The sequence below is a fragment of the Viridibacillus sp. NPDC093762 genome (assembly GCF_050279675.1).
In the GTDB taxonomy this organism is placed as follows: Bacteria; Bacillota; Bacilli; order Bacillales_A; family Planococcaceae; genus Viridibacillus.
Genome location: NZ_JBNNUK010000001.1, coordinates 749,430 through 772,357 on the forward strand (window position 1 = coordinate 749,430; position 22,928 = coordinate 772,357).

A 22,928-nucleotide genomic window follows, 5' to 3' on the forward strand; every position below is an offset into this window, starting at 1 on the left:
TATTGAGGACAATTACAGATATCGCAAAAGAATTCAAAGTAACGACACGGACCATTCGCTATTACGAGGAACTCGGTTTATTGTCTCCACAACGGACAGATGCAAAAAAAAGAATGTACACAAATTCGGATTATGCAAAGCTAAAGCTGATTTTCAGAGGTAAGAGATACGGGTTTTCACTCGACGAAATCAAAGAAATGGTTTTACTATTTGACAAGGATAGAACAGGGAAGAAACAACTTGAAAGAACAGTTGCATTTGGAAAATTAAAAATGGCTGAAATTGATGAGAAAATGAGGGAGTTACAGGAAATTCGAGATGAATTGGAAACTCTGCATCTTGATTTTACTGAAAAATTAAATATTTTAAAAGGGGGCAGTGATATTGAATAGTTCACAATTATTAACGCGCAATGCAAGAAAGTATCCACATGTGGAAGCTGTTGTGAGTCAAGGCAAGCGAGTCAATTTCAAAGAGTTAAATCAACTAGTTAATCAATTTGCTAATGCTTTACAAGAGAAGCAAATTAAACAGGGAGATAAAGTTGTCTTATTTATGCCGAATGTTGTTGAATTTATGATTAGCTATTTTGCAGTACAACGTCTAGGAGCTGTAATTGTACCAATCAATGCAAAGTTTTCAACAAAAGAAGTGGAATATATTGTTGAACATTCGGATGCAACCGCTTTCATTGCGCATGAACTTTTATTTCCTGTAGTCAAAAAGCTACAAAATCTAGGTTTACTAATTAAAACAGGTGCTGAAGAAGATGGATGGTTAAGCTTCGAGCAATTAGTAGCTACTGGTAAAGATAACGAAATAAATTGTTCGTTAAAAGAAGATGATGAATCAACTATTCTCTATACTTCTGGTACGACTGGTAATCCAAAAGGGGTACTATTCAGTTATCGAAATATATTAACAGTTGCCCAGATGATCTGTGTAGAAATGGAGATGAAGCCAGAGAGCAGGTTACTCCTTATGATGCCACTTAGTCACTCTGCTCCCTTACACTTATTTTTAATGGCTGGAATGATTGTTGGAGCAACCGCTGTATTAACACCAACTTTCACACCAGATCTTTTCATCGATACGGTTGTTGAAGAGAAGACAACGCATTTCTTTGGAGCACCGGTTGCATATCTATTAACAGCACAAAATCCAAAGTTAAGTGATGCTGACCTTTCTTCAATGAAATGGTGGGTATATGGTGGTGCCCCAGTATCTAAAAAAGAAGTAGAGTTCATACAACGCGCTTTTAAAACTGACAATTTGGTATGTGTATATGGTTTAACAGAAGCAGGGCCAAGTGGTTCGATTTTATTGGCACATGAACATGAAAATAAGGCAGGGAGCATAGGGCACCGTGCACCACTCCATACCGAATTGCGCATAGTTAACGATAATGGTGAGGATGTAGCAGTTGGAGAAGTAGGTGAAATTGTTCTATTAGGTGAAGGTAATATGCTAGGTTACTATAAGAATGAAGAGGCAACTAAAGCAGCATTTATAGGTGACTGGTTGAAAACTGGTGACTTAGCTAGATTTGATGAAGACGGGTACATTTGGGTTGTTGATAGAAAAAAAGATTTAATTATTTCAGGAGGGGTTAATATTTATCCAAAAGAGATTGAAGAACAATTATTGCAATATGCTAGTATTCATGAAGTTGCAGTAGTAGGAGTTCCTCATCCTGAATGGGGGGAAACTGTAAAAGCTGTATTTGCTTCAACTGAACAAGTGGATGTAGAGGAGTTAAAGTCTTATTTAACTGAGCATTTAGCGAAATTTAAAGTGCCGAGACTATTTGAGCAAGTCGAATCCTTACCAAGAAATGCGTCAGGTAAAATATTGAAACAGCCTCTAAGAAATGTAGGTGTAGTTCAATGAAAGTATTACAAGGTGTAACTGAGCAAACTGACCGAAACTTCTTTCATGATAATCAAACTTTACAACTTATACTAGAAAAATCATTAGATGCAGATTTTTTAGATTATGCTAACCGGGAATTATCTATTTTTGGTGAATTATGTGCGAACGACATCGACTTACGTGCAAAACATACTGATCGTGAAGGCGAACCAAAATTGAAACGCTATGATAAATATGGTGAAGAAGTTTCTGAAGTATGGGTTAATGATGGCTATAAAAAAACGATACAGGAAACTTATGATACAGGGATTGTGGGCTATGTGCATAAGGAAATTCCAGCTCTTGGAGTGAAAGGAAATTACACATATAGCTTTGCTCAAGGCTATTTATTATCCCATGCTGAGCCGGGCTTTTATTGTCCTGTAACTTTAACTATGGCTACAGCTTATTTATTAGACCATTATGCAGATGAAGCATTAAAAGAGCGTTTTTTAACACCAGTTTGTTCTACAGGGGAAGGTCCCTTATTTGAAGGGGCTACGTTTTTAACAGAAAGACAAGGCGGTTCAGACGTTGGTGCCAATGTTGTAAAAGCAATAAAAGAAGGCAACAACTTCCGATTATATGGTGAAAAATATTTCGCATCGAACGCAGGAATGTGCGGAGTTGCTATGGTACTTGCACGTATTGAAGAGGCACCAGGAGGTTCGAGAGGATTAACATTATTTGCAGTACCTTGGCGAAAGGACAACGGCGAAGTCAATCATTTACGGGTGCGTCGTCTGAAAGATAAACTAGGTGTTAGGGCAGTACCTTCAGGTGAAGTAGAATTTGATGGAGCTGAAGCTTATGTTGTTGGAGATCCTACTAGAGGATTTTACTATATGATGGAAGCTTTAAATCTCTCACGGATTTGTAATGCGGTTGCATCTATTGGTATTATGCGCAGAGCATTACTTGAGGCAAAAGACTATGCAACCCGTAGAAATGCATTTGGCAAGAGATTGGCCGATTTTCCAATGGTGCGAGATACATTAAGTAAGCTTGCAGCAACACTTCATGTGGAAGTAGCAACCGTATTTGATTTGATTGGACTTTATGACAAAGTGACAGCGGGTGAAGCCACGGAACAAGAAGTGATATTGAATCGCTTGTATATCGCTATTATGAAAAAGGAAACAGCTGAGCAAGCAATTCATTTTGCGCATGAAGCAATCGAAATGCATGGTGGAAATGGCTATATTGAGGATTTTGTGACACCAAGATTATTACGTGATGCGCAAGTTCTTACGGTTTGGGAAGGAACTGCGAATATTCTAGGATTAGAATTAATCCGTCTAGTAAATAAATACTCAGCACATATTGTTTTCACGGATGTTATGCAAAAACGCCTACAGCAAATTGCAAACAGTGAGCAAAAACAAATTGTCGTTAATCAGCTAAAATTATTAACAGAAGAACTTTCTAAATTCGCGGGTTTAGATGCCGATTTACAAAGCTTTGAGGCAAAAAAATTAGCAAAGAAAATGGCGCATGTTTATGAAAGTGTAATAGCGATCGAATGGGCAGTAAAACATGGTAGACGATATGAGAAACTTGCTGAAGTGTATTTAGATGAGGTGTGGTCTTTAAGGGAAATAGGGGACCCGATGAAAACAGTACAATATTTTGAAGAGATTGTATAAAGGAAGTGGGTCTGTCTAATATGGCCCCAAAAATAAAATCCCCAAAGAAAAACGTACTGTTTTTCTTTGGGGATTTTTTCGTTTTTCCCTATTTTTATTAAATTGTGGGCAATTGTCAAAATGCCGAACTTAGTCATTTACTTCTTTTTACGAGAAGGGAGATTTTTTTGTATTTAAATTTGAAGAGATAGAGCTACTCTCAAAATTAAGTGTGACTTCTCTAACAATACTAACTAAACAGTTAATAACAGCATTAAAAAATTAATAACTTACAAATACATTCATATTCTCCTTAGAGGTACTATATATTGATTTGTTAAAAGTGAATTTTTGTAGGAGGAAAAGAAATGAGTGTTGAATGGTTTGAAATAGCTCTTGTTTAAAGGTAAGTGTACAGCAGTTTTATTATCTCTGGAATAAATGGGATTATATGATAATGTTAAGTTGGAGTGAAATTCATTTTTAAAAGGGTAAATCCAATTGAAAATTTAATCATTGGTGGTGTGATTCTCATTGAAAACTATTCAAAAGATGTATGAGCATTTAAATTGGGCTAATCAGCGTATTCTTGAAACATTACAAAGTATTGGAGATGAAAATCAAGACGTATGCGGTTTATTTTCCCATATTCTATTAGCAGAAAAGTATGGATAACTAATTACAAGGATTGGACAGTTCACAACTGCCTATCTGGTCAGATGTCGAAATAGAAGTCTGTGCAGAACTTGTTAGGCAAAATGAAGAGACCTTAACTATGTTTCTTACTAATCTAGCAAATACTGACCTAGATAAATTAATTTCCTACAAAAATAGTAAAGGAAAAGAATGTAAGAATTCAGTAAGGGATATTTTAACACATGTAGTATTGCATGGGCAGTATCATCGAGGACAGATTAACTCACTACTTCGAGAAAAGGGTATTGAGCCAATTAATGTTGACTTTATTACATTTGTGAGATAGATGTTTTCATATTAGTCTTGTTCAACATCAAGTTTATATAGGCAGCATATGTATAGTTAAATATGAAAGGGTGTATAGAATGAATAAATATTCGATAACTGAGTTTATTAAAAATACAGAGCAAGAGGATAAAGGAGAAGGTTTTTTTGAATTAGAGACACCGCGTTTGTTAGAAGTGAACCTTGATGGACTCGTTTGGGCCAAGGCAGGTTCTATGGTCGCTTATCATGGAAGGATTAAATTTGAGCGGGAGGGTATTTTAGAGCATGGCATTGGAGCTATGTTTAAAAAGGCTTTGACTGGTGAAGGTGCTACGCTCATGAAAGCAAATGGTCAAGGAAAGTTGTATCTTGCTGACAGTGGAAAAAAAATCATTATTTTATATTTACAGAACGAAGCAATTTATGTAAATGGAAATGACCTACTTGCATTCGAACCATCTATCAATCACAATATCAAGCTTATGAGAAAAGTAGCAGGTATGATGGCAGGTGGTTTGTTTAATGTTCGGTGCGAAGGAACGGGTATGATTGCCATTACAACCCATTATGAACCACTCACATTACGTGTAACACCAGGAAAACCAGTTATTACAGATCCAAATGCAACTGTAGCGTGGTCGGGAAACCTACAACCTGAATTTCAAACGGATATTTCACTAAAAACCTTTATTGGAAGAGGTAGTGGAGAATCGATTCAAATGAGGTTTGAAGGAGACGGTTTTGTCATTGTTCAGCCGTATGAAGAAGTTTATATGCAAACACAGAGTTAAAGGCTTTCAAGCGAATAAATATCCTTTCATTCTACTTATCTTTTTGACACAATTCATTTCAGCAAACAATAGTTACGGTTCACTTCCATTCTTAATCTTAGGCGCTACTGTTGATTTAAAATAAAGTCGTACCGTTTATAAAAAAGATATACCGTTTTAAATAAAGTTATACTGTTTGTAAAAAAGTTGCACCATTTTACTCCTTTGGAGTTTGTTGTAGCTTTATAAAAAAGTTTGATTAAAATCATCTCACCTCTATAGATTTTTAGAGGTGAGATGATTTTTTAGTTGGATATTTATGTTAATATCACTATAAAGATTGTGAAGAAATGTACTTAAACTAACGGGGCAGTTTAGTTGAATAAGAGCCATCGAGGTGTTATGTCGCATTTGACAAAAAAGAAGAGAAAGAACTATTCCTTCTCTTCTTTTTATTTGATTATTTCTTTACAATGACAGATGTTGATTTACTTTTATTATTAGCTTTGTCTTTTGCGTATATTATTAGCTTAGTTCCGACTTTTTGCTTACTGATTTTCACGCTAAAGCGACCTTTTGCGTTTGCTTTTGATGTACTTATTTTTATTTTCCCTTTATAGATATATACGAACGCATTTTTTTCTGTTTTCCCTGTTACTTTCTTATCTTCGGTACCTACTTTATTTACTATAGGTTTAGCTGGATCTGTTTTATCTAGTACTTTAATCGTTTGTGATTTTTTATTGCTAGCCTTATCTATAGCGACAATCGTTACTGTTACACCTGACTTTTGCTTACCGATTTTGAAAGTATATATACCTTTGGCATTGGCTGTTGTTGTTTGCTTTAAATTTCCCTTTATATACAATCTAACTTCCGTATTCGCCTCGGTCGTTCCGCTAATTGTCGTGCTCTTGTCACTAATTTGCTTAACAGTTAATTTTGGTGGTGTTTTGTCTAACACTCTTACCATCTCAATTTCACTTGATGGTTTGCCTTCTAATTTTGCAAAGGCAGTAATAATTGTGCCTGCTTTTTGTTTTGAAATCCGAATACTGAATATACCGTTATTGTCTGCTATGACTGTGCCAATAACTTTGTCATCAGCCTTTATTGTCACCAATGCACCGGCTTCAGTTGTACCACTTATAGAAGTATCTTTATCACTTACTTCAGAAAGTTTTGGTGCGGTTACAGGATCCTTTTCTTCTGGTTTTGGTGGTTCTACCCCTGGGTTATTTGGTCCGGGATTGTTATACAACCATTTCGCATATAAAGTCGTATCTTTTGTTACTTGATCCGTTGTAAAATTCCATTTTGTTGAAAATGCATCATCTATATACCAGCCTTCAAAGATATATCCTGACTTCGTTGGTGCTTGTGGTTCAGTAATCTTCTTACCTAGATCTACCTCTTCATTCGAAATCGCTGTACCTCCGCTAGTCTCAAACTTTACTAAATATTTATCTAGCTGCCACATTGCATACAACGTTATATCTCCTTCAGGTTGCACTAGTGTTCCTTCCTTAAAGTCTGTTCCTTTACCGTCTGGTTTGCTGTTCCAACCAGTAAATGTATAACCTACTTTCTGTATATTACCGTTTGATTTTATAGTGAGTTTTTCATGATAGTCATATTCTTTAGGATCTCCTGGTTCACTGCCACTTGTATGACCATTACCTAAATAGATAACTTTATAGTTTGTTTTTATGAAATTATTGCCCGTACTATCGGCATACCTTTTTGCTTCTGAAGGATCATAACCGATAATGGTGAACTCTTGTGGATTATAAGCAAATGCAGCATTTTCTATGTTTGTTACGCTTTTTGGAATGATTACACTCGTTAGTTGATTATAAGCAAATGCTAATGTTCCAATACTCGTTACACTATCAGGAATGCTAACACTCGTTAGTAGATTATTAGCAAATGCATATGTTCCAATACTCGTTACACTATCAGGAATGCTAACACTCGTTAGTTGATTATAATAAAATGCAAATGTTCCAATACTCGTTACACTATTAGGAATGCTAACACTCGTTAGTTGATTATAAGAAAATGCAGCATGTTCTATGACCTTTACACTATCAGGAATGCTAACACTCGTTAGTTGATTATTAGCAAATGCAAATATTCCTATGTCTGTTACGCTTTTTGGAATGCTAACACTCGTCAGTTGATTATAATAAAATGCATTTGATCCAATACTCGTTACACTATCAGGAATGCTAACACTCGTTAGTTGATTATAAGCAAATGCATATGATCCAATACTCGTTACACTATTAGGAATGCTCACACTCGTTAGTTGATTATAAGCAAATGCATATGATCCAATACTCGTTACACTATCAGGAATGCTCACACTCGTTAGTTGATTATTAGCAAATGCATATGATTCAATACTCGTTACACTATTAGGAATGCTAACACTCGTTAGTTGATTATAAGCAAATGCATATGATCCAATACTCGTTACACTATCAGAAATGCTAACACTCGTTAGTTGATTATTAGCAAATGCATATGTTCCAATACTCGTTACAGTATTACCACCCAATTTATCAGGAATGTTTACATTTTTAGCGGAACCATTATACTTAGTAATCGTAACCTCCCCATTGGACTCACTGTATTCAAAATCCGCCTCCTGTGCTGCTTTTACTTCTCCACCTGAAAATGGCAGAAAAGAAAGCAACAATAAAAAAGAAATCATTATCTTGTTTATACGCATTAACATTCTTCCTCCTATGTAATTCGACTTTATTGAATTTAGATTTTTTGCCAAATTCAAAAAATTCACACCTAATATATATTTTACCAGACAAAAGTTAAAATTAGGTTAAAAACCATTAGTATATATACATACCTATTACTATTAACTCATAAAACGATATACTTGAATTAAATTAGTTAGTAGAATAATTAGTTTAAAGAGTTAAGGGGATTAGAGTGTATTTCCTAAGATCATTATTGAACATATTGTTGTATTTTATTTGAGGTGGATACAAGTTAGTATATTTGTTATAACGACATTGTGAAAAATTGTACTTAAACTAACGGGGTGCTTTACTTGAAGATCATTGAGTTCATATGCAGCTCTTTTTTCTTTATTGAACTAACGGGGCAGTTTAATTGAAGAAGGAAAATAATTGTTTTACATAGAAGGAAATAAAATGTCTTTAAAAAATAGTGGGGTGTATAAACGGTAGTTATTATTAGAAATCTAAAAAAGTGAATTTGATTTTTGATATAAAAGTAGCAAAGGGGATATTAAATGGTAAGTAAAATAGAATTATACGAAAAAGAGTCTCAGGAATTCAAACCTTTTAAACACTTTATTTCACGCATTCAAGTAATGCGGAAAGAATCCAGCTATGGGGCTGAAGTTGCCTCAAAATGGACTGATATTTTAAACCAAAATCTTGGAGATGAAACTTACCCAGTGATACATCCAATTGGTCAGGAGACATTCTCGTTATATGCAGAGTTCACGACTGGGGTATTTGAGTATGCCTTAGACATAGACGGGGCTACTACATTTATTAAAGAAAAAAACATTAAACCCATAAAGACTTCTCCATCGAATATAATTGAAGCTGTTGACCAAGGTAACATAAATAAAGACCCAAACCGAATAAAACCCAATCATAAAAATCCTGTAATGGTACTTCAGAGTCGGTATTTAACCAACAACAAACCTTATTGTATCAATGGAAACCATCGTATATTTGAAGCATATAGAAATAATGATGAACAAATAGAAGTTTATGTTTTTAAAGATTTGGAGTTTGTTCCTTTCTTTTATGACGTTCTAAGTAAAGTAACATATTTTTTAGAAATTGATTACCATAATGTAGTTAATGATAAAAGATATTTATTGCATTACGAAAATGGTGCATTTGCAAATGAATTTAAGTAAATAGTTATTCAACTAACGGGGGCTTTATTGGAATAATGAGATTTAAAATAATTCTGGGAAAAAATATGCCATTAGATATGCAAGGAAATTATAAATGAAGTGTTATTATATATTATTAATTTGTCTTATTATTGGATCAATATTTTCAATTATCCTAAGTTTCAAATGGACTAAAAAAGGAGCTGCAAGAGGGACAGGACCATCATGGACAATTAGTGGTGGAAACCCTTTCATTAATTTTCTATTAGGCTTAGTTAAAATTATTCCATTCAAATTCCAAAAAAATTTTCTTATTATATTATCATTTCTAAGTTTAATATTTTTTTCTTTGTTACTCATTTTTACATAGTAAAATTGAAAATTAACAAGTTTAATTAAGAGCATCTTTCCTATATATATTGCTTAGGGGAAATTCTTCTGTAAGTGTAATCACTATAAAGATTGTGAAAAAATGTAATTAAACTAACGGGTGCATTAGTAAAAAGGGCAGCGTCATATAGACGTTGCCCTTTATTATTTAAAAGTACTTTTGATAAAACTCTTTTCTATGTCTCCCGCTTAATTGAGCATAAACCCGAGTGGTTTCGCTTTTCTCATGTCCCATCAGACTTTGAATAACTTCAATAGGTGCACCATTGTTTAATAAATGAGTGGCGTAACTATGTCTGAGTTGATGTGGATGTATCTCTTTATTAATTCTTGCACGATTTGAGATTCGCTTGATGATATATCTCATTTGGGCGACGCTCATTCTATAAGGATGTCTTTCAGTCACGAAGATGGCTGGATCAGTGTCATTTCGATTATCAATATAGCGTTTAAGCCATATTCGCTCCTTATATTAAAATAAACTTCCCTCTCCTTATCACCTTTTCCTCTTACTATCGCAGATCGATTGGACCAATTAATGTCGTTCTTTTCCAACGAAATAATTTCCCCTATTCGGCAACCTGTAGAGAACATAAACTCAAGCATCGCTTTTTCCATTTCTGTATGACAAGCTTCACGAAGAAGTTCAATTTCCTTTTCAGATAAATACTTTGGTATTCGTTTTCCCACTTTAGGCTCTTTAATTTTGGAGGCGGGATTCATCTGTAGGTAACCCTCTTCATGAGACCACCGAAACAAAGACTTCATAAAGCGAATTCTATGTGAAAGGCTAGATGGTTTTAAATGTTTCCCTGAAACCGAAAGATATTCTTTCAGTAGATTTGTTTCTATATTTGTTATTTCTATATCCTTAAAATATTTAATTAGCAACGAGGCTTGGAGTCGATAAGCTTTCAATGTCAGTGGGGAAAAGCCTTCAATTCGTTTGTCAGATTCAAATGCTTCCCATGCTTTTGACAGTAGCATTGTTTCTACCTCCTAAAAAGAGTGGTCATAAGATAGTAGGGATTGATTCACATGAAGGTATGCTAAATGAAGCGAAGAAGAAATCCAGTAAATTGAAGTTACCAATAGAATGGATACAGCAAGACTGTACGAAGTTAGAATTAAATTTTAAAACCGACTTTGCATTCTCTGTTGGGAATTCTTTTCAACATTTTCTAAAGAATGAAGATCAAGATGGTTTATTATCTTCGGTTAATAGACATCTTTTTCAGAACGGTATTCTCATCTTTAATACGAGATTTCCAAGCGCTGAAGAATATTACTATAGCCAGAAACAGAAGAATTCTGGTATACATATATTGATAGTGAAACGCAATATAAAGTAGATGTATCTACAATTGCTAAATATGACGCGCTCAATCAATTGCAATATTATACAACAATTCGAAAATATAAGGATGAAACAAATCATATAGTAAATGAAGTGAGTACTAATATTACATTAAGATATGTTTACTCAAAGGAGATGGAACGAATGTTTGCTAATCATGGGTTTGAAGTTATTCAAATATATCAAGATTGGCAAGAAAACCTAATAACAAATGATAGTTATTCAATGATTTTTGTATGTAAGAAAGTTAGTGAATCATGTAAGTGAAGTGTTTATATTTTATTAGTAACAAATAACATTATAGAGGAGAGAATATGTGTCTGTTATTCCTTACTATCATTATTTCGCTCTACTGATTGTGTTCATTTCAAGCTTTATTGGGATTTTTAAACACAAAAGTATCTTTTATTCATCTGTCGTTACAATATTTTTATTAGTAGTTCCTAATATTTTGCCGATTTTCGAGGTTTACGAAAAGAAAGAGTCCGTTGTCTATTCTATTTTTTATGCTATTAATGCAGTAGTTCTTTCATTAGTTTTATTACAATTGCAAAGAAGTATTTTGAGTAGCCATGAAAAGAATTTGGAATTGTGAAGTTCAATTGAAATAATAGATATTAAACATTTTGGGGTGAGAGTAATTGCAAATATTTAATATATCTAAAAGGCAGATGAATGTGTTTGATTCGGATTTTCAACTATCGCATATTTGCCAAACTTCAACAGCAACGAATATTAGTTTAATGACTCTAGAAGAGAATGGTGTGATAGGTAACCATCAAACAGTAACGAATCAAGTGCTTATAGTATTAAACGGAACAGGCAATGTTGCTGGTAAAGAAGGCGGAAAAACGGTAGGTCCCGGTGATGTCGTGTTTTGGGACAAGGGTGAATGGCATGAAACTACTAGTGAATGTGGTATGCAAGTGATGGTTATAGAGAGTGATGAATTGAGAAAGTCTGACATGCTCACATTAAAAAGGATGGACGATTTGAGTATTTTCAAGATGAAATGAAAATTAATAATAAAAGGACTAGCCTAGAAAATCAGCTAGTCCTTTTTATATGCCTATTTTGTATTTATAAAACATGTTTTACTAATAATTGTATGGAAGGGGTATCAAATGGGAGCAACTATACCTTTTCATTATTTTTACTTAATTGTGGTGTAGTCCTAACCATATTCTAAGGCTAAGATTTTGGAATAATTGTTACTGCGACTATACGTGTAGGGATATTTTGGATGTTAATTTTTTTATTGTAATACTTGAGCATTAAACTATTTAATTCTTGCTGGAAATTTTCAAAATGTTCATCATCGATTTTTAATTCTAACAGTGAAAAGGTTGCCTTGTCTTCTTTAGATCCGTCTAGGTCTAATCCTGATAAATATCTTTCATATTGAGTCATTAAAGATAATTGATAATTAGATAAATAACTAACCTTTTTGTTATTTCAAAGATAAATTCATCGGCATATTCACTGGCAACAGATATCAAATTTACTGAAGAACATATGGAAGTTATCATGCTAGGTTAGCCTGTTAAGTTTAGGGAATGTAAGTATATAATGCCAATAACATTTCTCTTAACTTATACCCTAATTGTTTATTAAAAGTATGTTGAACATGTTCATTCTATTATTTTTATGAATTACATGTTTGATAAAAGGAAAAAGACTAGCTGAAATTAGTTAGTCTTTTTTATATTTAGATGTAATTATTTTGAATATATAGGATAATGATGTATAGATGTTAGGGAGAAGTGAAAAGGGGGTTTTTATGGACAAAAAAGTGAAAAGGATGCTGTGGATAATTCCTAATATATGTTTTTATTAAACAGTAATCTTTTTAAGCATTTGGGTGGCCATCAATATGGAGGCCTTAGATGAAATAAATAGATTAGATATATTTGGAATCATATCAGATAGTTTTTTGGATTAGATCCGGACAGTTAAAAGAAGAGTTGATGAAAGCTGGTTGCTATTTAAATTGAATGTTTGGCGAAGAAATCAAAAAAATTGATATGGAGAGGGGCTATAAACGATGGTGATATATTATGAAGTGGTCTGTGGTTTGTGTAAAGAACCTTATAAATTGATAGAAGGCACGAAGCATTACAAGCTATATAAAGAGAGAAAAGCAAAAAACTTTCATTGTGTAAGTTGTACAAAGAAATTAGAGCATGTGGCAAAACGGAAGAGGTACTAATAAATGTAATCTTTATAGAGTTAGAAAATGGGTTATTAGTCCATCGTATATTAGGGAGTGAGCCGATTTATGCAGAGACTAGAAAAGGTTTTAAAACTACGAGCGAAAAATTTATTAAGAGATTCTAATCAATTAATGATGGATATTCATCGGGATTACCCGGAAGACGGATTAGTAAATTATCAAACTGCTTGGAGCTTAGATGTTCTAGGTCTTGAAAATGAAGCCATACCTTACTATGAAAAAGCTATTTTACTAGGATTAAATAATCAAGATGAACCTAATGCTTATCTAGGTTTAGGTAGCACGTATCGAACAATTGGAGAGTATCAGAAGTCAGAAAAAGTATTGCAAGAAGGTATCACAAAATATCCGGATTTTAAAGCGCTCCAAGTATTCTACGCGATGACTTTGTTCAATTTGAAAAAGCACGAAGATTCTATTGGACAATTACTTGATGTGATTATCTCGTCTACTAAAGATGAAAGTATTAAAGAATACGAGCGCGCTATTCATTTTTATAAAGATAAACTTCACTTAGTTTGGTAGTGAAAGGAGTTATAGAACAGTGTTTTTCATTCAAATGTCTGGATTTCCTGGATCAGGTAAATCCACACTTGCGCAAGCTATTGCAAAGCGTACTGGTGCGATTATAGTAGATCATGACATTATCAAATCAGCCTTATTAGCAAGTTGTACAGAAATATTAGATAGAAAAACATCAGGTTCTATTTCTTATGAAATGGATTGGCAGCTAATCGATTATTATCTTGGACTAGGTAATAGTGTGATTTTTGATAGTCCATGCTTATATGATGAAATGATTGATAGAGGACTTTCACTACAGAAAAAGCATAATGTAACTTATAAATATGTGGAGTGCTTACTAAATGATTTTGAAGAAATTAATCATCGGTTAGCTTCAAAAAATCGTAAGATGAGTCAGATCGCTTCTATAAATTCAAAAGCGGATTTTTTATATACGATTCAAAATAGTAAAAAACCAGAAATGATAAAATGTTTAAAAGTAGATACTTCGTTACCTTTAGAATCTTACATTGACGAGGTAATCGATTATATCCAGAATGATCATTGTTAAATCCTAGGAGAAATCTAAATGATTTTAAATGGGAGATATGCTGTACTGTCGGTTGTATTATGCATAGTAGGGATTTTGTTGTTCTATTTGAGCACATTAAGTATGGAGGGCATTTTAAATCAATATTTTTTCCTATGGATTGCTTCTTGGATAGCAAGTTTTTGGTTTGGAATTAAAGGAGTAAAATCCAAAGAAAATGGACCCGTAAAGTATTTTGGTATGGGTACTATTGCTGTTCTTGGTTATGTTTTGATCCTTGTGTTAGTTTTCATTCGCGGTTTTGGCGCATAAATTATTTGAGGGGAAGTACTGACTATTTTGACAGGATAGAAAAGTAACTAACGTTAATAACGAAAAAAACGCACCCCTAAGAGTGCGTAATATTATTAAATTCCCATAATATTATAGCCACCATCAATATAAATCGTTTCGCCAGTGACGCCACGAGATAAATGACTCAGCATAACAATTGTCATATCAGCTACTTCAGCTTGTGTAACATTACGTTTTAACGGTGCGCTTTCTTCAATACGGTTTAAAATTTTGTTGAATGAAGGTACGCCTTTTGCTGCTAAAGTTTTAATCGCACCAGCTGAAATTGCATTAACACGAATATTATCAGCACCGATATCTGCTGCTAAATATCTTACAGATGCTTCTAGAGCAGCTTTAGCTACACCCATAACATTGTAACCTTCTAAGACACGTTCAGCTCCAAGATAACTCATTGTTACAATTGAACCGCCTTCAGTCATATAAGGATGTGCAGCTTTTGCAGCTGCAATTAGTGAATAGGCACTTGTGTCCTGTGCAAAAGCATAGCCATCACGTGAAGTTTCAAGGAAACGGTTTTTTAAATCCTCTGCGTTTGCAAATGCAACTGAATGTACGATACCATGAATTGTACCAACTTTAGCACCAATTGTATCGAAAGCAGCTTTAATACTTTCATCACTATTCACATCACATTGGATGAAAGTAGCCTCTTGGTCTTCATAACCTGCCATTAACTTTTCCAATTTCATTAAAGAGCGTTCTTTTCGATATGTAAAGATGACGTTAGCGCCAACCTCGAAAAGAGATTTAGAGATTCCCCATGCAATGCTACGATCATTTGCCACGCCCATTACGACGATATTTTTATCTTTTAATTGTAGTAAGTTCTCCATAATAGCCTCCTGTATATAGTTACTATTAGTACCTGATACTAAAATTTTACCCTAAATTAGCGGTTAATGCAACTAGTGATTTAGCTACTTTGTATAACCATGTAGTTGACAATCAAACCATTCCAATATATAGTAAGTATAGCTATTTTGTAATACAAAGTAGTGTTTTATTTGTATAGCTATCTTGTCATGCAATATACTGTACTGAGAGGTGTTGAATAGGGTGTCTATTAGAAGTCAATTGCTAAAAGGCATATTAGATGGCTGCGTATTGGCAGTAATTGAAAATGAAGTTGTCTATGGCTATGAGCTTTCAAAAAAGCTACAAACAGTAGGCTTATCTGATGTCAGTGAAGGCACAATTTATCCGGTTCTTCTCCGGCTTCAAAAGAATGATTTAATTAAAGGAGAAATGAGACCTTCAGATTCAGGTCCGAATCGTAAATATTATAAACTTACAACAGCGGGCAAAGAAGCATTAGATGATATTCGCTCTGAATGGCTCGGTATTTCTGATGCTGTAGGAAAACTAATGAAAGAGAAGGGTTAGTAAGTAAGGTTTAATTCTATATCTTATAAAATTCTTAGTGGTATGAACGACTACCGAAAGGGGATAAGCGGAAATGGTTATAGTGAAGAAGTTAATAGCAGATAATAATGAAAAACGTAAGCTATTAACGAAAGAAAATGAAATTTATTTTGATAAATTAATTGTCTATATTAGAGCGCATTTATTGCTCTCTGAACGTCAATCAGAGGAAGTATTAACAGAGATCCTCGACCATTTATTATTAGCTCAAGTAGAAGGGAAAACAGCAAGTGATGTGTTTGGTTCTAATCCAAAAGTGTACGCTGAAGAAATAGTAGAGGCATTGCCAAAAGAAAAGAAGGGAAGTCTTGTTACTTTCGGAGTCGAAATTTTATGTGACATAATCGGTTGGTTCATTATTATTGGAGCTATTGGTCGCTATTTCACAAAATCAGATCAGATTTATTTATATTCATCTATCATAAATGTCGTTACAGTTGTTGCAATAGGCTCGGGCTTACTGTATCTAATATTGAAGCAGTTAAAACAAAGTGCATTTGAAGAAAAAATGTCGAAAAGAACGATTGTTAAATCAGGAGTTTTGGGAGTAGTAACGTTTGCCTTGTTTATAGCCATTCTTTATCTTACTGATGAGCTAGGGCCCCTTGTTAATATTACTTGGTTTACTCAGCTAGGTGCAGGATCTGCATTATTACTTATTAGCTATTTAATGAAACGTGATCGGACGAAAAGTTATTAAAAAAACTGCAGAAGCAATTCTGCAGTTTTTTCTCTATTCGTACCGAAATACATTTATAAGCAATTCAGATGATACCATACCTAACATAATAGCTATAAAGATGAATATGATTTCGCTCACATTGTAATCAAACGACATTAGAGGACCAGCCTCTGAAAATATCTTAATATATACATAGATAAAAAAGGTAGATAGGGCAAACTTTATGAGTCCAATGAGTAAGTTTTTCAAAATATCAGCCCCTTGAACATAAATAGTTTTAATGTAAATTACTATTTGTCAAAAAATAAAGATAATAAATTATAATTCGAATAATGGCAAGACAACTTTTACTCAATATACGGATAAGTTGTGCAATATATGACTACAACAAAAAAAGACTATTTCCACTTAAGTGAAAATAGTCTCTGTACGTTAATACTATTCGTATTTTAATGCATCACCTTCGAATGACTCGTCAGCTACTTTAATTGAATCAGTAGGACATCCTTCGAATGCATCTTGCATATCTTCCATTAGATCATCTGGAACTTCTTCAGTTCCCATGTTATCATCTAGAATAACGAAGGCAATACCCTCGTCGTCATAATCGTAAATATCTGGTGCAGCAGCGCCGCAAGCACCACATGCAATACATGTATCTTTATCAACAATGGTAAATTTCGCCATGCTTATCTCTCCTTTTTACAATCGCTCCTAATTAGCTTCCTTTTCATTCTAAAGTGCTTTTCAACACATTTCAACCAAAATTACTTATTCATGGGGGAAATCGCATTGTACATACAACAAATTTTGTTACAGATTTTTCATAAATTTGGAGGTGAACGCTCCGTTTCAGCGGGTTTTCATTTGCTAAAAGGAAAACGTTCAGGACAAACAATTCAAGATGTAGGAAATTTTAATCTCCATTCTTTTTTCGGCTTAACACCTAAACTCACAAAAGAAAAATATATGGAGAATGCAGAACAACTAATTGACTTAGGCTATGCTACATATAGAGATGAACAGTATTTTATACTAACAAATACCGGTTTAGAGGTACTTGGAAAAAGTAAACCTATGTATTTTAATGGCTGGTATTACCGAGGAAATGAGCATATCTTTTTCAAAAGGTTATCATTAGTCGTACAATCATTGTCATATTCAGTACAGGAAATAAAATCGTTTGCTCCTATCCAAAAAGATGAAGGTATTCAATTATGGGTAAAAAAATTTTTATTAAAAAATAATTATAAATCAGACATGTTTTATCAGGCTATGAGAGTTGAAATCTCAGATTCTCTTAATAAGTTGGATGTTGAAGATTCCTCGTTAAATCTTTTACTCTATCGTTTAAGTGGATTTAATACACCTGGCTGGACGTGGCAACAGCTTGCTAGGGAACAAAATCGTACTTTGTTAGATACTCAACTAGCTTATATAGAAACACTGCATATGTGGTTAGATGCTTTATATGAAGAGCCCAAGCGCTATTTGTCACAACTAGCTGAAGGCGTACGTATTGAACAACTCTTAACAGAATCATCTCAAAAGACTGCAAACTTGTTTCAACAAGGTTTTACGTTAGAACAAATTGCTATGATGCGTCGTTTGAAAGAAAGTACGATTGAAGATCATTTCGTAGAGATGGCGATGACTATGTCGCAGTTTCCACTTGGAGAATTTGTGGCATCTCAAGAGGTTGAGGCAATTGTACTTGTTGTAAAACAAGCAAATAGTAAAAAATTAAAAGTATTGCGTGATGCCGTTCCTGAACTTTCTTATTTCCAAATCAGGCTCATTCTTGCGGCGAAAGGAGAAATGTGAAATGACAAATTTGGAACAGCTGTTACAACAACATTTTGGTTATTCAACATTTCGTTCTGGTCAAAAAGAAGTAATAGAGGCACTCGTTGAAAAACAAGATGTCATTGCTCTATTGCCTACTGGAATGGGCAAGTCACTTTGTTATCAATTACCTGGTTATATATTAAATAAACCGATATTAATCATTTCTCCATTGTTATCGTTAATGCAAGATCAAGTAGAGCAATTAAAACGATTTGGCGAAAAGCGTGTTGTAGCATTAAATTCTTTTTTGCAAATGCCTGAGAAACGAAATGTATTACAGCATTTACAGCAATATCGATTCATTTTTACATCACCGGAAATGTTGATGAATCCACAAGTACAAGGTGCACTTCGTGAAATGCAGTTAGGGCTAATTGTTGTAGATGAAGCACATTGTATTTCACAATGGGGGTTTGATTTTAGACCAGATTATTTAAAAATTACTGACTGGCTAGATGATACGAAACGCCCACCGATTTTAGCATTAAGTGCTACTGCAACAGAGCAAGTTGTAAAAGATATGAAGAATTATTTGCATATGAGAGAGCCATTTGAATATATTCATTCTGTGGACCGTTTCAATTTACACTATGATGTAGTACAACTTGAAAACACCACTGAAAAAGCCCCATGGATAGTGGAACATGTCTTAAAAACTTGTGGTCCAGGGATCATATATACACAGTCCCGTAAAAAAACGGGTATCTATGCTGAGCAACTCTTAGCTAATGGTATTCGAGCAGCAGCATATCATGCGGGGATGGAGGCAGAAGATCGACAATTTATCCAACAGCAATTTTTGGCTGGGCATCTCGAATGGATTTGTGCAACTAACGCTTTTGGTATGGGAGTTCACAAAGATAATGTTCGTCAAATCATTCACGATCATATACCATCTACAGTAGCCAACTATATGCAAGAGGTAGGGCGAGCAGGACGTGATGGACAGGACGCACTGTCAATATTGCTTTATGTTCCAAATGATGAGGATATGACGAAATTTATCGTCACAGAAGATTTACCTCAGCAACGCCATGTCGAGCAGTATGTAGCATATAAACAACAAGGTGAAAACCCCGCAATTATGCTAGATCAACATCAAATAAGTGAAACTGGATTTCGAGTACTTTCTTATTGGATGCAAAGTTTGACTCCAGAAGAAGTGCAACAAAAACTTACTACAATTCGTTTTAGTAAAATGCATCAAGTAGATGAAATGAAAGAACTTGTAACAGCAGAGAAATGTATACGAGAGCAGCTACTACATTATTTCGGACAGTCATTAGAAGAAAAACCTGCTCATTGTTGCCATTATTGTGGTATAGAAGTTGGTGTAATTTTGAAGGAGAGAAAGCATTTAGAAATTAAGGGAAATATATCTTTTTGGGAAGAGAGATTGACTGCTTTATTGCCGAATCTTTAACAGAACGTACATTTACTTTTATGTTTTATTTCGTCATAATATAGAATAGTACTAGTGAAAAAGGAGGGGTTAAGATGGCTCAAAAGGATTATCGCGAAAAAATAGAAGAGCATCGTCAAACCATTAAGTTAAAGCTCGATTTCGAGAATAACGAAAACCCTTCGAGAATAACCCGTAGTCAGCTTCATGGTAATAATAAAAAGAAACGACGTATTAATCCATTACCAACGATTTTAGCCGTTATCTTTATATCAATTCCAATATCTATCCTTATTTATGTAGGTTTTTTCTATGACAAGGGTGGTAATGAAGAAACGGAATTAGAAAAAGACCATGTGAAATTTGAAACTAATACAAAAGCAAATACACAAGCAAAAGCTGAAAAAAAAGCGGAAGACAAGAAGGAAAAAGAAAAAGCTAAAGAAGAAAAGAAAGCAAACAAAGAAAAAGAGGATACACCTACAAAAAAGGTTGACGATAAAGTGGTAGAACCTCCAAAGGAATCTGTTACAACCACTCCAAATAATAACGGACAGAATACTGAAACCAATACAACCTCTACTGCAGAAGCCTATCAACAAGCGCAGACGAGTGGTCGTTTACATACTGTTCAAACAGGGGATACACTTTATAACATAGCCATGAAGTATTACGGTAGTATAGATGGCATCGCGAAGATTAAACAAGCAAATGGTTTGACTAGTGATAATGTTGTAGTTGGAACGAGCTTGGCGATCCCTCAATAACTTTGGTTATAAAATTGAATACATATCTGAAAATGATTGGTAAAGTGGAATGATTCTAAAGAATACTTAGTACTCTCGTCTAACTAACATTGTGGTTGTTTTATTATTCACCAACATTCAAGATGAAGTTTAATCGCAGACAGTGACGTTTTAGTCATTGTCTGCTTTTTTGTTGAATAGAGATAGGAGCAGAACCTTCGGAGAAAAAATGAACATTAAGTTGTATGGCAGATGGGAAAGATAAAGAGATAATAGGATTTCTCATCATCACTTTTAGACATCCTTATATTCCAAAATTTATTAAAGCAGGTATATTGGGAAACATGTCGAATCAATTTGTTGAGCTAGTGTTTCCGCATGTCGCTTTAGACAGAATTTAAATAAGGAGGCTAGAGATGTTTAGACTTATTGATGACTTAGCTGGTGCTATCTATGATTTCTTTAAGTTTGTTTTAACAAGCATTTCTTATGTTGTTACAGGTTTGTTGATTGTTGGAATACCACTTTATATAATTGCATCAGTATTTGAATGGTTTCATTAACTGATGCCTTTTTATAATCAACTGGATACTCTTCTTACTTCAATTAATGGAGGCTATTGTTAAGTATTCGTTCTCGAAATACCAACAGTAAAACGGAGCTGATTCTACGTATTTGTAGAGCCAGCTCTATTTTTTGTAGAAAAAAACAGATGAATTTAACATAATCTTGTCGAAAAATAGTGCAAGAACCAAGAAAATTTTAATGGATGAGCGTATAATAGAGATGTTAAAAGAGTATACAGTGTCACATCTCCTTGTTTATAGGAGATGTTTATTTATGAGGAGTGAAGGTTCATGCGTCAAATAGATGCAATTATCGTAGGTGGCGGCCCATGTGGTTTAGCAGCAGCGATTTCATTACAAGAAATTGGGTTACAACCAATAGTGATTGAAAAAGGAAATATTGTAAATGCTATTTACAATTATCCAACACATCAAACATTCTTTAGTTCAAGTGAAAAGTTAGCCATTGGAGATGTACCATTTATCATCGAACAGTCTAAACCGAAACGAAATCAGGCTTTAGTATACTACCGTGAAGTAGTAAAACGTAAAAACATTCAAATTAATCGCTTTGAAACGGTTCTTAATGTAACATCAACGAACGGTACATTCGAAGTTATTACAGATAAAGATCAATATCTAACTCCATATGTCGTTATCGCAACGGGGTATTATGATCATCCAAATTACATGGGGATTGAAGGGGAAGAACTGCCTAAAGTCCATCACTATTTTAAAGAAGCTCATCCCTATTTTGATACAGATGTATTAGTAGTTGGTGGGAAGAACTCTTCAATTGATGCAGCGTTAGCCCTTCATAAAGCAGGTGCTCGTGTGACAGTTGTTTATAGAGGTGCAGAATACTCACCAAGTATTAAACCGTGGGTACTGCCAGACTTCGATGCCCTTGTTCGTAATGGTGAAATAGAAATGCTGTTTGAGTCAAATGTTATTGCCTTCAAAGAAGATGAAGTTATTTTATCAAAAGAAGGTAAAGAATTTATAGTGAAAAATGATTTTGTCTTTGCTATGACAGGTTACCATCCAGATCATGATTTCATCCGTGCAATGGGCGTTAAAGTAGATAGTGAAACAGGCCGCCCAATTTATAATCCGGAAACAATGGAAACGAATGTTCCAGGATTATTTATCGCGGGTGTAATCGCTGCGGGAAATAATGCGAATGAAATTTTTATTGAAAATGGCCGTTTCCACGGTAATCTCATTGCAAACTACATTCAGGAGAAATAAAAAAAGCTGTCTCACTAGTTTTTATGACTAAGAGACAGCTTTTACTATAAATAGGATAAAGAAGTCATAAACAGGTAAAGTAATAACCAATTCCTTAGGCGATGGTACAATTGATGAAGCAACCGTTATTTCTGCTTTAAAGCTAATTAAAGACGGTATGGGAACGAACTCTAAGAAGAATAAACAAGTCCTTGTAAGGAAAACATTAGAAGCAGGAAAATCCAAAGAGGATATTGGATCAAACAGAAAATGAACTTTTTGAAATGCACATAGTGATAAATGAGAAAAAGGGAGCCACTAATTCTCCAATGGTAAGTGTAGAGTTAATGAGGGGGAAAAAGGTTGAAGATAACATTTTTGAAATGTTATTCGCTGTTGAAATTGTTAATTAAACGGTTTTGATAGCGGGAATTGTCACTAATGTTCTAGTTAAGTGAAAGGAAAGGG

General features: G+C 34.2%; 26 protein-coding genes and 1 pseudogene. 21 read left to right on the forward strand and 6 right to left on the reverse strand.

All coding sequences use genetic code 11. The features are described 5' to 3' along the window. The first annotated feature begins 2 nt into the window (after nt 1–2). The 6 genes from ACQKM9_RS03665 to ACQKM9_RS03690 all read left to right on the forward strand — a co-directional run bounded on the left by ACQKM9_RS03665 (nt 3) and on the right by ACQKM9_RS03690 (nt 5,290). Nucleotides 3–392: a MerR family transcriptional regulator gene (locus tag ACQKM9_RS03665; protein ID WP_427732711.1), complete on the forward strand. Its 390-nt coding sequence runs from the start codon at nt 3–5 to the stop codon at nt 390–392. Then, entirely contained in the window at nt 385–1,890 is a 1,506-nt protein-coding gene (locus ACQKM9_RS03670; protein ID WP_427732713.1) for a class I adenylate-forming enzyme family protein, read from the forward strand. Before ACQKM9_RS03665 ends, ACQKM9_RS03670 begins: the two co-directional genes overlap by 8 nt. Beyond that, a complete protein-coding gene (locus tag ACQKM9_RS03675; RefSeq protein ID WP_427732714.1) occupies nt 1,887–3,557 on the forward strand; it encodes an acyl-CoA dehydrogenase family protein in 1,671 nt (556 codons plus the stop codon). The genes ACQKM9_RS03670 and ACQKM9_RS03675 overlap by 4 nt, the downstream gene beginning before the upstream one ends. 513 nt (nt 3,558–4,070) lie before the next feature. After that, complete coding sequence (locus tag ACQKM9_RS03680) at nt 4,071–4,211, forward strand: hypothetical protein (RefSeq protein WP_427732715.1); 141 nt, start codon at nt 4,071–4,073, stop codon at nt 4,209–4,211. Nucleotides 4,212–4,311: 100 nt separating this feature from the next. After that, the gene (locus tag ACQKM9_RS03685; RefSeq protein WP_427732819.1) at nt 4,312–4,518 is read left to right on the forward strand and encodes a DinB family protein; all 207 of its coding nucleotides are present in this window, start codon (nt 4,312–4,314) and stop codon (nt 4,516–4,518) included. A gap of 79 nt (nt 4,519–4,597) precedes the next feature. Then, a complete protein-coding gene (locus ACQKM9_RS03690) occupies nt 4,598–5,290 on the forward strand; it encodes an AIM24 family protein (protein WP_427732716.1) in 693 nt (230 codons plus the stop codon). A 439-nt stretch (nt 5,291–5,729) separates the two neighbouring features. Here the strand turns inward: ACQKM9_RS03690 and ACQKM9_RS03695 are convergent, their stop codons facing one another. After that, the gene (locus ACQKM9_RS03695; protein ID WP_427732718.1) at nt 5,730–8,006 is read right to left on the reverse strand and encodes a leucine-rich repeat protein; all 2,277 of its coding nucleotides are present in this window, start codon (nt 8,004–8,006) and stop codon (nt 5,730–5,732) included. Nucleotides 8,007–8,549: 543 nt separating this feature from the next. On the opposite strand from ACQKM9_RS03695, the gene ACQKM9_RS03700 reads away from it, so the two are divergent. Continuing rightward, nucleotides 8,550–9,194, forward strand: a complete 645-nt coding sequence (locus ACQKM9_RS03700) for a hypothetical protein (protein ID WP_427732720.1) — start codon at nt 8,550–8,552, stop codon at nt 9,192–9,194. Between the two features lie 105 nt (nt 9,195–9,299). On the opposite strand, the gene ACQKM9_RS03705 is transcribed toward ACQKM9_RS03700, so the two are convergent. Both ACQKM9_RS03705 and ACQKM9_RS03710 read right to left on the reverse strand, forming a co-directional pair. Next, on the reverse strand, nt 9,300–9,533 hold the full coding sequence (locus tag ACQKM9_RS03705; protein WP_427732722.1) for a hypothetical protein: 234 nt from the start codon (nt 9,531–9,533) through the stop codon (nt 9,300–9,302). A gap of 178 nt (nt 9,534–9,711) precedes the next feature. Beyond that, nucleotides 9,712–10,550: pseudogene (locus tag ACQKM9_RS03710) on the reverse strand (tyrosine-type recombinase/integrase). Here ACQKM9_RS03710 and ACQKM9_RS03715 point away from each other — a divergent pair. Together ACQKM9_RS03715 and ACQKM9_RS03720 are read left to right on the forward strand one after the other, a co-directional pair. After that, nucleotides 10,523–10,915: a class I SAM-dependent methyltransferase gene (locus tag ACQKM9_RS03715; RefSeq protein WP_427732724.1), complete on the forward strand. Its 393-nt coding sequence runs from the start codon at nt 10,523–10,525 to the stop codon at nt 10,913–10,915. The pseudogene ACQKM9_RS03710 and the gene ACQKM9_RS03715 overlap by 28 nt on opposite strands. A 676-nt stretch (nt 10,916–11,591) precedes the next feature. Continuing rightward, nucleotides 11,592–11,936, forward strand: coding sequence for a cupin domain-containing protein (locus tag ACQKM9_RS03720; RefSeq protein WP_427732726.1), 345 nt, complete (start codon nt 11,592–11,594; stop codon nt 11,934–11,936). A gap of 175 nt (nt 11,937–12,111) precedes the next feature. On the opposite strand, the gene ACQKM9_RS03725 is transcribed toward ACQKM9_RS03720, so the two are convergent. Then, a complete protein-coding gene (locus ACQKM9_RS03725) occupies nt 12,112–12,330 on the reverse strand; it encodes a hypothetical protein (protein WP_427732728.1) in 219 nt (72 codons plus the stop codon). A gap of 868 nt (nt 12,331–13,198) precedes the next feature. Between ACQKM9_RS03725 and ACQKM9_RS03730 the strand changes: the two genes are divergently transcribed. The 3 genes from ACQKM9_RS03730 to ACQKM9_RS03740 are packed head-to-tail and all read left to right on the forward strand — an operon-like array spanning nt 13,199 to nt 14,519. After that, complete coding sequence (locus ACQKM9_RS03730; protein WP_427732729.1) at nt 13,199–13,678, forward strand: tetratricopeptide repeat protein; 480 nt, start codon at nt 13,199–13,201, stop codon at nt 13,676–13,678. 19 nt (nt 13,679–13,697) lie between these two features. After that, nucleotides 13,698–14,228 (forward strand): AAA family ATPase, encoded by a 531-nt coding sequence (locus tag ACQKM9_RS03735; protein ID WP_427732730.1) that lies wholly within the window; start codon nt 13,698–13,700, stop codon nt 14,226–14,228. 18 nt (nt 14,229–14,246) lie between these two features. Further along, nucleotides 14,247–14,519 (forward strand): hypothetical protein, encoded by a 273-nt coding sequence (locus ACQKM9_RS03740; RefSeq protein WP_427732732.1) that lies wholly within the window; start codon nt 14,247–14,249, stop codon nt 14,517–14,519. Nucleotides 14,520–14,614: 95 nt separating this feature from the next. Here ACQKM9_RS03740 and ACQKM9_RS03745 read toward each other — a convergent pair whose 3' ends face one another. Continuing rightward, nucleotides 14,615–15,397, reverse strand: a complete 783-nt coding sequence (locus ACQKM9_RS03745) for an enoyl-ACP reductase FabI (RefSeq protein WP_427732734.1) — start codon at nt 15,395–15,397, stop codon at nt 14,615–14,617. 223 nt (nt 15,398–15,620) lie between these two features. Between ACQKM9_RS03745 and ACQKM9_RS03750 the strand changes: the two genes are divergently transcribed. Together ACQKM9_RS03750 and ACQKM9_RS03755 are read left to right on the forward strand one after the other, a co-directional pair. After that, nucleotides 15,621–15,947 (forward strand): PadR family transcriptional regulator, encoded by a 327-nt coding sequence (locus ACQKM9_RS03750; RefSeq protein ID WP_427732736.1) that lies wholly within the window; start codon nt 15,621–15,623, stop codon nt 15,945–15,947. Nucleotides 15,948–16,020: 73 nt separating this feature from the next. Further along, entirely contained in the window at nt 16,021–16,686 is a 666-nt protein-coding gene (locus ACQKM9_RS03755; protein WP_427732738.1) for a DUF1129 family protein, read from the forward strand. Between the two features lie 420 nt (nt 16,687–17,106). Here ACQKM9_RS03755 and ACQKM9_RS03760 read toward each other — a convergent pair whose 3' ends face one another. Further along, complete coding sequence (locus ACQKM9_RS03760; RefSeq protein WP_038190800.1) at nt 17,107–17,355, reverse strand: ferredoxin; 249 nt, start codon at nt 17,353–17,355, stop codon at nt 17,107–17,109. A gap of 105 nt (nt 17,356–17,460) precedes the next feature. Here ACQKM9_RS03760 and ACQKM9_RS03765 point away from each other — a divergent pair, with 105 nt between their 5' ends. The 7 genes from ACQKM9_RS03765 to ACQKM9_RS03795 all read left to right on the forward strand — a co-directional run bounded on the left by ACQKM9_RS03765 (nt 17,461) and on the right by ACQKM9_RS03795 (nt 22,873). Next, entirely contained in the window at nt 17,461–18,492 is a 1,032-nt protein-coding gene (locus tag ACQKM9_RS03765) for a helix-turn-helix domain-containing protein (RefSeq protein ID WP_427732740.1), read from the forward strand. Between the two features lies 1 nt (nt 18,493). Next, complete coding sequence (locus ACQKM9_RS03770) at nt 18,494–19,939, forward strand: RecQ family ATP-dependent DNA helicase (RefSeq protein WP_427732742.1); 1,446 nt, start codon at nt 18,494–18,496, stop codon at nt 19,937–19,939. A gap of 74 nt (nt 19,940–20,013) precedes the next feature. Further along, entirely contained in the window at nt 20,014–20,685 is a 672-nt protein-coding gene (locus ACQKM9_RS03775) for a LysM peptidoglycan-binding domain-containing protein (RefSeq protein ID WP_427732744.1), read from the forward strand. A 224-nt stretch (nt 20,686–20,909) separates the two neighbouring features. Then, on the forward strand, nt 20,910–21,065 hold the full coding sequence (locus ACQKM9_RS03780) for a hypothetical protein (protein WP_427732746.1): 156 nt from the start codon (nt 20,910–20,912) through the stop codon (nt 21,063–21,065). Nucleotides 21,066–21,080: 15 nt separating this feature from the next. Next, nucleotides 21,081–21,227, forward strand: coding sequence for a hypothetical protein (locus ACQKM9_RS03785; RefSeq protein WP_427732748.1), 147 nt, complete (start codon nt 21,081–21,083; stop codon nt 21,225–21,227). A 294-nt stretch (nt 21,228–21,521) separates the two neighbouring features. Further along, nucleotides 21,522–22,481: a YpdA family putative bacillithiol disulfide reductase gene (locus ACQKM9_RS03790; protein WP_427732750.1), complete on the forward strand. Its 960-nt coding sequence runs from the start codon at nt 21,522–21,524 to the stop codon at nt 22,479–22,481. Nucleotides 22,482–22,714: 233 nt separating this feature from the next. Further along, the gene (locus ACQKM9_RS03795; protein WP_427732752.1) at nt 22,715–22,873 is read left to right on the forward strand and encodes a hypothetical protein; all 159 of its coding nucleotides are present in this window, start codon (nt 22,715–22,717) and stop codon (nt 22,871–22,873) included. The last annotated feature ends 55 nt before the right edge of the window (nt 22,874–22,928 follow it).